This is a genomic window from Secundilactobacillus similis DSM 23365 = JCM 2765, assembly GCF_001311075.1.
Lineage (GTDB): Bacteria > Bacillota > Bacilli > Lactobacillales > Lactobacillaceae > Secundilactobacillus > Secundilactobacillus similis.
On the sequence record NZ_BBAD01000040.1, the window covers coordinates 15,866 to 29,329 of the forward strand.

General features: G+C 46.4%; 12 protein-coding genes and 4 pseudogenes. 14 read left to right on the forward strand and 2 right to left on the reverse strand.

Annotation, left to right across the window (positions count from 1 at the left end; translation table 11 throughout):
• Positions 1 to 334 precede the first annotated feature (334 nt).
• The 10 genes and pseudogenes from JCM2765_RS09770 (at position 335) to JCM2765_RS09815 (ending at position 10,403) form a co-directional block, all read left to right on the forward strand.
• Complete coding sequence (locus JCM2765_RS09770; RefSeq protein ID WP_054736378.1) at positions 335 to 1,672, forward strand: NEAT domain-containing protein; 1,338 nt, start codon at positions 335 to 337, stop codon at positions 1,670 to 1,672.
• The gene (locus JCM2765_RS09775; RefSeq protein ID WP_054736380.1) at positions 1,669 to 2,520 is read left to right on the forward strand and encodes an NEAT domain-containing protein; all 852 of its coding nucleotides are present in this window, start codon (positions 1,669 to 1,671) and stop codon (positions 2,518 to 2,520) included. Before JCM2765_RS09770 ends, JCM2765_RS09775 begins: the two co-directional genes overlap by 4 nt.
• A 1-nt stretch (position 2,521) precedes the next feature.
• Entirely contained in the window at positions 2,522 to 3,406 is an 885-nt protein-coding gene (gene isdE, locus JCM2765_RS09780) for a heme ABC transporter substrate-binding protein IsdE (RefSeq protein ID WP_054736382.1), read from the forward strand.
• Between the two features lie 7 nt (positions 3,407 to 3,413).
• Complete coding sequence (locus tag JCM2765_RS09785) at positions 3,414 to 4,376, forward strand: FecCD family ABC transporter permease (RefSeq protein WP_054736384.1); 963 nt, start codon at positions 3,414 to 3,416, stop codon at positions 4,374 to 4,376.
• Positions 4,357 to 5,115: an ABC transporter ATP-binding protein gene (locus tag JCM2765_RS09790; RefSeq protein WP_054736386.1), complete on the forward strand. Its 759-nt coding sequence runs from the start codon at positions 4,357 to 4,359 to the stop codon at positions 5,113 to 5,115. The genes JCM2765_RS09785 and JCM2765_RS09790 overlap by 20 nt, the downstream gene beginning before the upstream one ends.
• 336 nt (positions 5,116 to 5,451) lie before the next feature.
• Positions 5,452 to 5,685, forward strand: a complete 234-nt coding sequence (locus JCM2765_RS09795) for a hypothetical protein (protein WP_054736388.1) — start codon at positions 5,452 to 5,454, stop codon at positions 5,683 to 5,685.
• Positions 5,686 to 6,148: 463 nt separating this feature from the next.
• The gene (gene cobT / locus JCM2765_RS09800; RefSeq protein ID WP_082405075.1) at positions 6,149 to 7,201 is read left to right on the forward strand and encodes a nicotinate-nucleotide--dimethylbenzimidazole phosphoribosyltransferase; all 1,053 of its coding nucleotides are present in this window, start codon (positions 6,149 to 6,151) and stop codon (positions 7,199 to 7,201) included.
• Positions 7,202 to 7,330: 129 nt separating this feature from the next.
• On the forward strand, positions 7,331 to 8,155 hold the full coding sequence (locus tag JCM2765_RS09805) for an aldo/keto reductase (protein WP_369404069.1): 825 nt from the start codon (positions 7,331 to 7,333) through the stop codon (positions 8,153 to 8,155).
• A 199-nt stretch (positions 8,156 to 8,354) separates the two neighbouring features.
• Positions 8,355 to 9,789: pseudogene (locus tag JCM2765_RS09810) on the forward strand (nicotinate phosphoribosyltransferase).
• A 71-nt stretch (positions 9,790 to 9,860) separates the two neighbouring features.
• A complete protein-coding gene (locus JCM2765_RS09815; protein ID WP_054736390.1) occupies positions 9,861 to 10,403 on the forward strand; it encodes a folate family ECF transporter S component in 543 nt (180 codons plus the stop codon).
• An 83-nt stretch (positions 10,404 to 10,486) separates the two neighbouring features.
• Here JCM2765_RS09815 and JCM2765_RS09820 read toward each other — a convergent pair whose 3' ends face one another.
• Positions 10,487 to 10,912, reverse strand: coding sequence for an effector binding domain-containing protein (locus JCM2765_RS09820; protein WP_054736392.1), 426 nt, complete (start codon positions 10,910 to 10,912; stop codon positions 10,487 to 10,489).
• 23 nt (positions 10,913 to 10,935) lie between these two features.
• A pseudogene (locus JCM2765_RS09825) lies at positions 10,936 to 11,154 on the reverse strand (GyrI-like domain-containing protein); the annotation flags it as partial.
• Positions 11,155 to 11,364: 210 nt separating this feature from the next.
• On the opposite strand from JCM2765_RS09825, the gene JCM2765_RS09830 reads away from it, so the two are divergent.
• The 4 genes and pseudogenes from JCM2765_RS09830 (at position 11,365) to JCM2765_RS09840 (ending at position 13,303) form a co-directional block, all read left to right on the forward strand.
• Positions 11,365 to 11,739 carry a helix-turn-helix transcriptional regulator gene (locus JCM2765_RS09830; RefSeq protein ID WP_054736394.1) on the forward strand — a complete coding sequence of 125 codons (375 nt, stop codon included), beginning with the start codon at positions 11,365 to 11,367 and terminating at the stop codon, positions 11,737 to 11,739.
• 37 nt (positions 11,740 to 11,776) lie between these two features.
• A pseudogene (locus JCM2765_RS19375) lies at positions 11,777 to 11,893 on the forward strand (WYL domain-containing protein); the annotation flags it as partial.
• A gap of 54 nt (positions 11,894 to 11,947) precedes the next feature.
• Positions 11,948 to 12,271: a hypothetical protein gene (locus tag JCM2765_RS16730; protein ID WP_054736396.1), complete on the forward strand. Its 324-nt coding sequence runs from the start codon at positions 11,948 to 11,950 to the stop codon at positions 12,269 to 12,271.
• Between the two features lie 77 nt (positions 12,272 to 12,348).
• A pseudogene (locus JCM2765_RS09840) lies at positions 12,349 to 13,303 on the forward strand (DMT family transporter).
• Positions 13,304 to 13,464 lie beyond the last annotated feature (161 nt).

Consider the following 13,464-nt stretch of genomic DNA (forward strand, 5'->3'; position numbering starts at 1 on the left):
AAAATAAGTCAAGGACTGTTAATCTCAGTCCTTGACTTTTCTAGTTTAGGGAAGTTTTTAAATTAATTAATGTGACGAATGCGCAGTTAAACCTATCATCAGTTGAGCGACAGAAAGCTAACTTTGTGATGAGTTATACGAGTAAATTGCTTCAGAGAAGAATGCGATTATTCTTTGATTAGACACGTTTGAAAACGATTTCGTGAAGACTTTAATCACTAAAATGATATAAAATTATTGTTACTGATTATACAAATTAGTAGTTTCAATATTCTTAAATTATGTTAAACTACTATTAAAATCTAATATTAACCAGAATTTAGGAGGACTTGTAATGAAGCGGAAGATGATTAAGGGGTGGCTAGGCGGGGTACTAGCCGTGGTGTTAGCAATAATAATGATGAGTAGTGCCAGTCTTGTGAAGGCAGACACATTGAGCGATGGGGATTATACTGTTCCGGTAAGAATTTGGAAGGACGGGACTAATCAACAAACTCCGTCGGCCGCGCAGGGATTTATGTCGGAAACGGCGACGATTACCGTCAAGAACGGCCAGTATCAAGGAACGTTGAATATTCTACCAGACGGGAGACAAGCACTAACTAGTATGACTTTTCCTAATGGTCCGGCAAGCATTGATGCCGCAACGGGTGATGTGACGTTTACGCTCAACTCGGCCGAACCACTTGTATCAGTTACTTGTGCCATGTTTGGTGGTGCGATTACCGCACCGGCTGATTTAACGTTTGATTGGGCGGATGCAACCCGCATTGGGGATCAATCAGGAAATAGTAGTGCAACTGAAGTGGACAGCAGCAGTTCAAGTAGTCTAACTTCCAGTAGCAGCCTAAATAGTAGTTCAAGCAGTGTTTCAAACAGTAGTTCTAATAGTTCGTCAAGTAGCAGTAGTAGCGCATCAACTAGTAGTGCCAGTAGCTCGGTACCTAGTTCATCTAGTAACAGTTCGTCTCAGATTTCAACCCAAACCTGGGCCTACACCGTGTTAAGTGCTGATCAAAAAACGGTTTCCATGGCGAATCAGTATTACACCCACGTTGCTGAAGTGACACCAGTTGATGGTCATTATCAGGTCACGATGACGGTGACCTACGCTAAAGATGCGGGATTACAAAAGGATGGGTTTAAACCATTGACGGTTGCGGGCAATAAAGTGTCAGATGTCACTTATTCGGAATCTGGTAAGAATTACGTGGTCCAATTTAAGTTCAACGTTGATCAGTTAGACCAATTGGCAAAGCCGCTCAAGGGAACGATTCACGTGGCCGTTTCACTGGTGAACATCGACGCCGACTTTGACGTTTATTATCAGTTCAGTCAGGCAAGTGGAACTGATAATGCTGGCCAATCATCTGCCAGCAATACCAGTACGACCGATGGCCCGACTGGTGAATCAAGTCAAACGAGCGACACGAATGTGGCCGAACTTACTTCTGACGTGGATGGCGATACCAACGAAGGGAGTGGCGGTAGTGCAACGGTTCAAAAGGCCGTGACTAAGCGTGATCAGAGTCAACCAACGAGCAAACAAAGTACAAAGGAAAATTTGCCTCAGACCAGTGAACAACGGCAAGTCGTACTAACAGTTGTTGGTCTGGTGAGTTGCGTTAGTTTGATTGGGTTTGTTATTTATAGAAGAAGGGTTGCAAAATGAAACACTTAAAATGGGTAATCGGCGCGTTACTGATTGGTTTAACACTGTTTGGCGTTAGTTCAACGCAAACCGCACATGCGAAAGCGTTGAACTTTAAAGCACTGACGTATGGCACGACGAAAACGTCAATTGCAAGTGCGTATTTTGTTCATCCCGCAAGCGTGACAGTCAAGCATCAGCAGTACGTGGTCACAATGCACATTCGAACGGCGAAGAAGCTAACGGCGTTTCCAGTAAAAGTCTTACAAGTTAATGGTCATGCCCCTCAGCGCGTTCGACGAGTAAGGGATAAAGCCGGTAATTCAAACCTGTACTATTCATTTACAACCAAGTCCCTTGCTAAGGTGGTCAACGCTAAATTAGCAATCAATGTGCCTAAGGTGTATAAAGCAACGCATCTGATTTCATTTAAATTTAGTCGAGCTCAGTTGCCTAGTTTAAAAACAACTCGGCATGCGAGTGTGGCGACTAAATCAGCACAATTGATGAGTTCAGCCAGTAGTAAAGCTGTAACGCAGGCTGATCAAGCGAGTAGTCAGTCAATAAAAACGATTTCTAATGGCACGCCGACGCGACACGTTAATTCAGCCTCGACGATTAGTCAAAAATCGCAATCATCAACTCAAACGGCAGTAACGTCGACAAAAAGCACACAGTCTCAATCTGTTAAACAACCGGCGGCGCAGTCACAGAAAACGTCATTGATCAAAGTCGCCAGTGCGGACCATGCCGATCAAAGTGCGCCTCAGCTTAATTGGTGGTTTCTCATTGGTGGGGTAGCTGTGATCGTGGTCGTTGTGGTTGGCGGTGGTCTGGTGGTTGCCGGTCGACACGGCAGGGGGCGGTAGTGTGAATGCTTCACGACGTTTTGCGCTAAGCGTTATTGGCCTGTTAGTGGTCGTAGGTGGCCTCGGAGGCTGGTTTGCACAGCACCAGGCAACGTCTAAAACGACTAACCAACCCCGAATTGTCGCGACCACATATGCGGTTGTTCAGATCGCTGATCGACTTAAACTGCCTTTGGTGGGGATCCCCACGACCGATAATTCGATACCAGTCCGTTATCGACAAGTGGCCAAGGTGGGGAGCCCGATGAATCCCAGCGCTGAAAAAATCGCGGCAACGAAACCCACGGCCGTTTACTCAGTGACCACGTTAAAGGACCAGTTCGACAAGAGCTTTAAACAACAGCATATTACACCGCATTTTTTAAACTTGCAGACGGTTGCTGATTTGCAACACGTGGTGACGCAAATGGGGCAACGCTATGATCGACAACGAGCCGCGCGACAAGCAAATGCTGAGATTAAAGCGGCAATTCGAACTGCTCAGCAACGTTCCCATCGACGGTCAAAGCCACGAGTACTGGTGTTGATGGGCCTCCCCGGTGCTGGCTACATGATTGGTACTTCCAAATCGTACGTCGGCGACTTGGTCCGATTAGCCGGTGGTCGCAACGTGTTTACGTCTAAGACGCAAGAATATATTCAGCCAAATGACGAGGCGATTCAAAACGCGCAACCTCAAGTAATTTTACGGCTGGAACACGCGATGCCCAAGCTCGTGACGTCACAATTTCAACAGGAATTTAAAAAATCAATCTGGCAGCAGACCCCGGCTGTCAAAAGCAAGCGCGTCTATGACCTCCAAGAGCCAGACTTTGACGCTACCGCTAATATGCATGTGGCCCGAGCGTTAAGGCGGGTTTCTGATTGGCTGTATCCGGAGGAGTGAAGACGTGATGAAACGAGAACGATGCATTAGTTTTATTTTTGGGGTCATTATGGTGATCACGATTGGTCTAGCATTAATGGTCGGAACGCGCTTTTTAAATGGTACGGTGATTTGGCAGGCCGTTCATGGTCGGCAACCAGCAGCATTGAATCTGTTGTTAAATTATCGGTTGCCCCGAATCGTTGCGAGTCTGATTGGTGGCAGTGTGTTGGCAACCGCTGGCGCGTTAAGTCAGGCGGTGTTTCGAAATTCACTGGCGGATCCGAGTATTCTGGGAATCGCCAGTGCGGGTGATTTGCTGATTGTTGTTGGTAGTTTGATTCTGCCGGGATTTGTCGGTGAAAAGCTGATTTTAGCACTTCTCGGTGGCACGATTGCCTTTGGTTTGTTAATGAACCGCAAGACGCTAAGCAGACCTTACCAGCTGATTATCGTAGGTGTGGCGTTGAATTTGACCTTTGTGGGGTTACAGCAAGTCATCACGCATGGCGTAACGATTGGCACTGTTCAAGGGTTCAACGGATTGACTTGGCCATCAGTTTGGCAACTATTGTTGACGGGTGGTATGGGACTAGGCATCGCGTTAATATTAGCGCCGTGGGCCAATCACTTGAAACTGCCAGATGAGCAGTTAGCGACGATGGGCGTTTCGGCCAAACTCATGCGTGTTAGTCTCCTAGGACTGATTGTCTATTTGTCAGCTAGTGTGACAGCAGTGGTTGGCGTATTGCCATTCGTGGGAATCATTGTGCCCAACGTTGCGCGACGACTGGTGGGGAGTGACTATCTAACGTTGATCCCAGCGTCAATCTTTGGTGGTGCATGGTTAGTGTTGGTCGTTGACACAATTGGTCGACTGATTGTTTTACCAAGTGAATTATCAGCAGCGACTTTGTTGACGGTTCTCGGTGGACCATTTCTCGTATTTTGGGTGCAAAGGAGGGACCAGGTTGGAGTTAGATCACGTTAGTTTTCGGTATTCAGGGGCCTCAACTTCAATTCAGAAAGTCACCGCAACGGTCCCAACTGGTCAAATTTTATCGATTATCGGTCCTAATGGGGCCGGGAAAACAACCCTGTTAAAACTGATGTTGGGTCAATTAATGCCTGAACAAGGTCAAATTAAGGTGCAAGGTCAACCGTTGCAGGACCTATCACTGAAACAACGCGCACAAACAATGGCGTTTGTTAGCCAACAACACGCTGTTTATGATGATTTACGGGTTAAAGATGTGGTGAAAATGGGGCGTCTGGCAAGCCATTCATTGTTAGCAACCATTACCGATGAGGAGATTCAACCATACTTAGCCCAAGTTCACCTTGAAACGTTGGCGGAGCGCTGGTTATCCTCGCTCTCTGGTGGTCAGCAACAACGCGTCTGGATTGCAGCCGCGTTGGCGCAAGAACCGCAAATGCTGTTTTTAGACGAACCGACAACCTACTTAGACGTCGGGCATCAACGGGACTTGATGACACTGATTCGCGAGTTACAATATACGGTACACATGACGGTTGTCCTAGTACTCCACGATATTAACCAAGCCTTAATGGTGAGTGATCATGTCTGGTTGTTAAAGCAGGGACAGTTAATTGCGGATCGGCCAGCAAAAGATTGTTTTGACGCAGAATTGTTACAGCAGGTCTTTGGGCTAGGTATCCAAATTGTTGAGGTCCCACAGTATGGACCGTACATCATTCAAGTGCCTTAATCGAGATTAAGGGTGGTCAAAAAATCGCTATAAAAAGCGGTTGCATTTTGCTAATTCATGCGTTATCCGCTTTCATTTTCTCAACTTGTGAAAATTATAAAAATAATACTGGTATTTTCACAATAATAGGTATTAACTATAACAGTTGAGTTTGATTGTCCGGATAAATCGTTGAAAGGCGGGGTGTTACCATGAAAGTGAGCTTGAAAATTGTTGTACCAGTGATGTTAGTGAGTGGGCTGTTATGGTCAGTATTAACGATGATGGCTGCGATTTTTAAACCATCTTTCAGGGTATCTCACCTTAGTCAATTGTATGGTTTATATGACGTACAGATTGTTTAAACCGCAGTTTGATGAACAGTTACGGCAACGTCGTTGGAATTTATTTACCGTTGACCGCGTGGTAACCACGTTAAGTTATATCGGTTTAGCAGTGCCAATGATGATGTTGGCGTTAACCGCAACGTCCGTGGCAGTTGAAATGATGGCGGTATTAGCGTTGTTCTTGATGCTCTTTGCCATGTATATTGGCATTAGCATGATCAACGAAAAAGAGAATGCCCAGTAGGCGGATGCCTAGGGTATGTAACATTTAGCAGCCCCCTGAGGAGAGACGGGGGGCTGTTTTTTTGTAGAGTGCGGAACAAGGCGGTTAGAGAGCGGAGCGTAAGTTACTGGCGCCAGAAACTCCGGGTTTTGGAGTTTGTGGTGGCAGTAGCTTACGTGCAGCTCTCTGCCTTGTGGAACACGTTTCGACTAGGTAATCGGAAAACGCCTACCTATAAATCTGTTTTGTAATACTCACATCCGGCACGCTCTCCCAAGCTAGCTGACTTAACCAAGTACGGGCGTCAACCCAATTCCCAAAAAACGCAACTATCATAAAGATTTCCCACAAAACTAAGACAATCTCTCACCAATAACCCAACAATTGTAACCGGTTGCAAAAAGAACTTGACGCTCGCCTAAAAGCACGACAAAATAATAGTGAGATTAAAATTAATGATCGTCAGGATAGGGAGATTTTACGAATGGAAAAATTAGCATTTTTGCAACCTTTGAGTCCAATCTCAACAACGGCTCGTGATCAATTACAGGCAAAATTAGATAACCTAGCGAAACCAATTCGCGGTTTGGGGCGGCTAGAAGAACTTGCGATCGATATTGCCGGGATTCAGCAAACAGCGGACATTCAAGTTGCTAAGCGGACTTGTCTGGTTTACGTAGCGGATAACGGCGTGGTGGTCGAAGGCGTTTCAGCAACGTCTGAGCCAATTACGAATATCTTGGCGGATAACATTGCGGACGGCCATGCAGCGGTATCAGCGTTGGCAATTGCGCGGGGCTGTGAGGTTAAAGTTTACGATGTTGGTTTAGCCGGGCCACACCACGTGAATTCAAAATTGATCGATAAGCGAATCAAAGCGGGAACAAATGATATTTTAAAGGCTCCCGCAATGAGTCGAGAAGAAGCCATCCAGTCAATTAAAGTTGGCTATGATACTGCACTTGAAGCAATTGAAGCCGGAACTGACCTATTGTTGATTGGGGAAGCTGGCTTAGGCAATACAACTTTAGCCTCCGCAATTGTTGCCACGATGTTAAACGTGCCGGTTACTGACGTGGTCAGTGCGGGATCTCATGTGAAGGATGCCACGGTTCAAAATAAATTAAAAGTTGTTGAAACGGCGGTTAAGCAGTGGCAACCTGATGCAGCTGATCCAATCGATGTGTTGAGTAAACTTGGTGCATTTGAATTAGGTGCTAAGACCGGCGCGATTTTATGCGCGGCCGAACACGGTGTGCCCCTTATTTTGGATGGGTTCCTCTCTGATACATCGGCGCTATTGGCTGAAGCAATTCAACCAGGTGTTACTCAGCATCTGATTGCCTCCCATAGTTCTAAAGAATCTGGTGCTAATCGGGTCCTTGAACACTTGGGGTTGAAACCGTACTTGGACTTTAACTTAGCCGCTGGAGAAGGTACCGGTGCGGTGATGTTATTAGCCGAAATCGATGACATTCAAGCGGTTTTGCAACATATGAACCGGTTGGAAGATTTAAACTTCGAATATACCAATTAGGGGTGATGACATGTTTGATGCAAAGTTAGCAATGGGCACTTGGTCTTGGGGCTCAGGGGCCAACGGTGGTGACCGAATTTTCGGCAATCATTTGAGTGAAACTCGCTGCGCCAAGTGGTTGATGCTGCAATGCGAGTCGGTTTTAACTTGTGGGATACGGCAGCGGTGTACGGTGAAGGTAGTTCTGAAAAGTTACTGGGTAACATGTTAATGCCGTATAAACGGTCCGAGTATTATCTGTCGACCAAGTTCACGCCCCAAATCGCGAACGATGGCCCGACACCCATGGCAGATATGCTGGCAGAAAGCCTAAAACGGCTGCATACGGACTACGTTGATCTGTACTGGATTCATAACCCGGCTGACGTTGACAAGTGGACGCAACAGTTGATTCCGTTAGTTAAAAATGGTTTGGTCAAACACGTTGGCGTTTCGAACCATAATTTAGCTCAAATTAAACGGGCAAGTGATATTTTAGCCGAAGCTGGGATCCCATTAGCGGCAGTTCAAAACCATTACAGCCTGCTGTACCGGTCTTCTGAAGATGCGGGCATTCTCGACTATTGTCGGGAACGCGGTATCGATTTCTTTGCTTATATGGTGTTGGAACAGGGCGCGCTGTCGGGTAAATACAACGTGGACCATCCACTGCCAGCTGGTAGTAATCGAGCGAAGGTCTACAACCAAGTCCTACCGCAGCTCACGGCGTTAACGACTGCGATGCAACAAATCGGCCAACAGCACCACGCTTCAGTTGCCGATGTGGCAACGGCTTGGGCAATCGGGAAGGGCACGTTGCCGATCGTTGGCGTAACGAGACAAAAGTACGTTGCGGACGAGAAACGCGCAACGCAGTTAGTCCTAACAACTTCAGAAGTGGACCAACTTGAACAACTAGCGCGTCAAACTGGTGTTGACACCAAAGCATTTTGGGAAAAATCAATGACTGAATAGGTCAATTCAAGCGGGATAACCTGTAAAGACGAACGTTCTTGACAGGTTATCCCGATTTTTGTTAGTGATTACTTGTAAAATAGAAATGAATCGATTATGATGAGGATAATGTAAAAGTAGTTAATACTTTTATGTGATGCAGTTAAAAGGGGGATCGTTGGTTAAGGGGTGTTATTAAACTGAACCGAAGAAGGGATAGATGATGGATAATTTAGCGTTGCTAACTGATTTGTACGAGTTTTCAATGGCTAACGGCTACGCCCAGACGTTACCGGATGAAGAAGCCGTTTTTGACGTGTTCTACCGTAAAGTGCCGGATCAGGGGAGTTTTGTGATTGCTGCCGGACTGGCTCAAGTGGTCGAAACGGTTCGCAACTGGCACTTTGATGAGGCGGAGATTGACTATCTACGAGGACTTAACTTGTTTAGCGAGGCGTTTTTAACCCAACTTGCTGAATTTAAAAATGAGTGTGAGATTACGGCGATGCCAGAGGGGACCCCGGTATTTCCGCAAGAACCACTCCTCACGATTCAGGGACCGTTGTGGCAAACGCAGTTGTTGGAAACCTTCGTTTTGAATTTGGTTAATCATCAATCGCTGATTGCGACCAAGGCGCGTCGAATTACGGTTGCGGCGGAAGGACGGCCAGTGATGGAATTTGGTGCACGACGGGCGCAGGGACCGATGCCGCAACATTGGGCGCCCGAGCAGCGATTATTGGTGGTTGTGCCAGCACCTCGAATGTCTTAGCGGCCAAGCGATTCAACCTACCATCTGCTGGAACGATGGCGCATGCGTGGATCGAAGCCTTTCCGGATGAGTTAACAGCGTTCCAGAAGTGGGCGGCGATTTACCCGGATAATGCTTCGTTGTTAGTTGATACTTACGATGTCTTGTCATCTGGGGTACCAAACGCCATTCGGGTCTTTAAACAACTAGCGGCGGCCGGACATCGACCGGTGGGGATTCGAATCGATTCCGGGGATATTGCGCAGTTGGCAGCTGGCGCTCGACGTCAATTGGACGAAGCTGGTTTTATTGATGCCAAGATTACGGCTTCTAACGCGTTGGATGAAGCGTTATGACGTCGTTATTAAAAGAGGGTGCGCCCATTGATAATTTTGGGGTCGGTGAACAGTTGATCACAAGTGCATCGTCACCCGTATTAAGTGGCGTTTACAAGTTGGCTGCAATTAGTCAAAATGGCCAGTTGATTCCGAAGATTAAGGTTAGCGCTAGCCGTGAGAAAACGACGTTACCGGGGTTAAAACGGGTTTATCGGTTGTATCAACAAGGAACGACGCGCGCAATTGGTGACGTGATTGCCCTTGCGGATGAGAAGCTCGCATCAGGGATGACGGTTGTGGCCCTAAATCCGCTGGCGACCCGCTCACAGCAACAATTAGGTGATTTTGTGGCACGCGAATTACAACACACCGTGCTTTCGCCGAAAACAACGGCAGCCGTTGAAACAGATTGTTTCGCTATTCAACGGTTTAGTCAGCAACGCCTTGCAGAATTACCAGAAGCAACTCAACGTTTAGTGAATCCGGACCATTATCCGGTTTATATCACCCAACAATTGGCAGAATTACAAGCCGATTTAATTGCGCAACAACACGCTAAAAATTAGCAATTAGCATAAGAAGCGAATCAACGACAGTGACAACTAAACCTTAGATTGGTTAAAGGATGGTATGAAAGATGAGAGAAAAGCAGTTAAACTGGCGCAGTGCTTATGGGGTATCGGTATTAGGCAGTCTGATGGCGATGCAAATTTTACTTGGTAGTTTTTTGTCGATTCAACTATTGATGACTAAAATTACCTTTTCATTTATTGTAACAGCAATTATGGCGCGGTTATTTCCGCCAAAAATCACGGCGGGTGCAACCGGACTGGCTTATTTATTATCGATGCTGCTATTTCCCAAGTTCGCGTTTTTTATTGGCTTCGTGTTAACCGCAATTTTAACGGGGTATACGTTTGGTTTGTGCCTGTATCAAAAGCCGCTGACCCTGTGGCGAATTAGTTTGGCTGCATTTGTGGTCAACTTCGGTTTTAACTTATTTTTGAACAGTTTGTGGTTGCGGATGATGTATGGATTGGCTTGGAAAACACTCTTTGTCACCCGGGTACCGCAAGAAATCATTAGTTTTGTCATCTATGTGATTCTCATTCAGTTAGTGTTGAAAGTCTTACCGTTATCGCAATTAACAGCGCGTGCAGGTACGGCAAAAGAAGAATAATTGGCTGGCTGAAAAAATCAAATCAATAAAGGGCGACACCGGGTCTCAACTTGAGAACCGGTGTCGCCCTTTATTGATGTACGTTATTGAAGCATGTGAACTGGAACAAAGAACTGAACCTGATGTTGATTAACAAATGCTTCGAGGTTGAAGTTCCCTGCAATTTGAAGATCAGTAACTTGAGCAAGTTCACCATAGCTACGCCCGATGAGCTGATCAAGGTTGATTCGGTCGGTAAAAGCGAGGTCAAATTGGGCATACTGACCGGCTGGTAACGTGAAAGTACTTGGCCGTTTCGTAACCCTAGCCTGACCGACTAAGTAGTGTTGCTGACCATCTTGGTTGCTGTTAACAGCCATTAATCCGTCTGTAAGCTCAGTTTGATACTCGTCAAGCAGGGCTTGTTTTTGTTGACTAAGCTCGGCTAAGTTGGTGCGTGATGGGGTCACGAGTTCGGCTGACCAGCCGTAAATGGTTTGTGCATCGCGAGTAATGAGGGTGTAAGTCATGGGTCAATCTCCTTTATGAGTCATCAGTAGTTTTTAGGTAAGTTAATCGGAATCCGGAGTTCAACTTCGGCATCCTGAGGATTATCGTTTAAAAGGGCTTCAACAATGAACCTATCGTCGCGATAAAGGTCTGGGTGTTGTGGTAGCACTTTATTGAAAAAATGCCTGATCAATACGTCAAATAATTGACGACTAGGACCGCCTTTGCCAGCCATAATTAGATAGTCACCGGCTGGGATCCGTCTGGTTTCGAGCTTTAAGACGGGGGTTACGGTCTTACTACCTGCAAAATAGTCAACGTCTCATAGCTGGTGATGGTTTGTTGGGGAAAGGCCTTGACGGCGTAGTTTCCAATCATCGTCATATCGTTTTGAGCCCCTTTCTGATAAACTAAGCATATCAAGCAATACTTGACGACAGTTTGTCAGGTATTATAAAAAGGATGACGAATTTTGAGATTAAGTCGGTTATTGAATATGGTGATGATTTTATTGCGCCAAGAAACGGTTTCAGCTTCCGAGCTGGCAGCTCAGTTTGAGGTCACGACGCGGACGATTTATCGCGACGTTGACGCGCTTAACTTAGCTGGTATCCCGATTTATACCACTCGTGGACGAAATGGTGGGATTGGTATTTTGCCAAATTATAAAGTTGATAAAAAACTGTTGACCGAATCGGATATCGGTAACCTGCTTGTTGCCCTTGGCGGGGTGCAGTCACTGATCGATACGCCAGCGATTCGGGCGACGGTTCAAAAAATTCAAGCGATGTATCAACGAACAGCGAACGGCACTTTCGGTTCAACATGCCGATTGGACGGGAAGTGAGGAACTCAAAGCACTCGCCGAACAGTTTAGTCAAGCGATTCAAGCCCATCAGTTAGTTTCGTTTACCTACAGTGATCGAACGGGTCAGGGGAGTACCAGACAAATCGAGCCCTATCGGTTAACGTATAAGGGTGAGCGCTGGTACATCCAAGGATACAGTCTTGAACGAGCGGCTTTTCGGACGTTTCGGTTATCACGAATCAAAACGGTGACCTTTTTAGCGACGACATTTGACCCGCGACCGCTACCGGAAGAACAATTGTCATGGGGTGGTTTTGATCATCCAGTAATGACTGAGATAACGTTGGTTGCAGACAACGTTATTCGAGACGTGATCGTTGAACGGTTTGGGCGTCAGGCGATTCGTGACGAAACGGCAGAACAGTTTACCGCAACTCTCGAACTGCCGCAACGTGAAGCAACGTACCGTTTTTTACTATCACTAGGTGTGCATGCACGCGTGACGGGCAATGACCCATTCTTAGTGGCATTTAAACAATACACCGCGATGATTTTGACTCAGTATCAATAGTTGAGAAAAATATTGGTTAATTTTGAGGATTCGGGCTATAATGTGGGGTCATTAAATCAAGGCGTGGAGGTTGGAACATGTTAGCAATTATTATCGGGTTGACCATTGGGGTGGGACTACCGATGCAAACGAGTGTGAATTCCCGTTTGCGGCAGTCGCTAGGTTCTCCGTTTTGGGCCTCGTTTATCTCATTTTTAATTGGCACGCTTTTTCTAGCCGCCATTACATTATTCGAACAGCATACGTTGTTGATTGCTTCAACTGTCATTACAACGCAGCCGGCTTGGTTGTGGTTAGGTGGTCTGTTTGGGGTAGTTTACCTAACCGGTAATATTGTCCTGTTTCCCAAGATTGGGAGTGTTCAAACGGTCATTATGCCTGTCCTCGGCCAAATTCTAGCTGGTTTGTTGATCGATAACTTTGGCTGGTTCCATTCGCCGGTCAGTCAGTTAACACTGGTTCGTGGACTGGGGGCATTACTCGTTTTGGTAGGGGTCATCATCACCGTCGCCGGGAACGATTGGCTAGCCCGAAAAACGGGTCAAGGTGGCTACGAAAGCGTTCTTGAGGCAACGCCTAAAGGCAGCCACTTAATGCTATGGCGCTTGTTTGGCGTTTTTGCGGGGATGCTGAGTGCGTCACAAACGGCCATTAACGGTCATCTTGGCCTAGTTTTGAACTCAAAGATTCAAGCGGCTTCATTTCATTTTTAATTGGGACGGTGGCTTTGGGGCTCATTGTGTTAGTGCTCCGTTTGAAGTGGCACTATCAAAGTCCGGCTAACGGTCATAATCCTTGGTGGATGTGGATTGGCGGCTTTATTGGGTCGTTTTATATCCTCGGCAACATTTACCTTGTTCCGTTAGTGGGAACGGGGTTAGCGTCATCATTGTGTTAGTTGGTTTAATGGCTGGGAGCCTGTTAATCGATCAATTCGGTTGGCTTGCTTCGAAACGTAACCCGGTCACATCGATTCAACTCATTGGGTTAGTTGTGATGATTGCCGGTGTCGGGGTTGTTCGACTGCTTTAACGGCAACGGTTTAAACGTTAATTTGGCATCAACCGATAAATGAAAAGGTTGCCTTATCTGATTATCAGAATCGGATGAGGTAGCCTTTTTGGTTACGCTGGTGTCCAGCGTAAGCATTCGTGTGTCTAGTTTGTGAAGTGTCGTGATTTGCGTGAGCTGTC

Bases quoted from the DNA above. Each gene is read 5' to 3' on its own strand.
- cobT (WP_082405075.1), top strand. From the start codon at position 6,149: ATGGAAAAATTAGCATTTTTGCAACCTTTGAGTCCAATCTCAACAACG.
- JCM2765_RS09820 (WP_054736392.1), bottom strand. From the start codon at position 10,912: ATGACTTACACCCTCATTACTCGCGATGCACAAACCATTTACGGCTGG.
- JCM2765_RS09815 (WP_054736390.1), top strand. From the start codon at position 9,861: ATGAGAGAAAAGCAGTTAAACTGGCGCAGTGCTTATGGGGTATCGGTA.
- JCM2765_RS09770 (WP_054736378.1), top strand. From the start codon at position 335: ATGAAGCGGAAGATGATTAAGGGGTGGCTAGGCGGGGTACTAGCCGTG.
- JCM2765_RS09785 (WP_054736384.1), top strand. From the start codon at position 3,414: ATGAAACGAGAACGATGCATTAGTTTTATTTTTGGGGTCATTATGGTG.
- JCM2765_RS09775 (WP_054736380.1), top strand. From the start codon at position 1,669: ATGAAACACTTAAAATGGGTAATCGGCGCGTTACTGATTGGTTTAACA.
- JCM2765_RS09805 (WP_369404069.1), top strand. From the start codon at position 7,331: ATGCGAGTCGGTTTTAACTTGTGGGATACGGCAGCGGTGTACGGTGAA.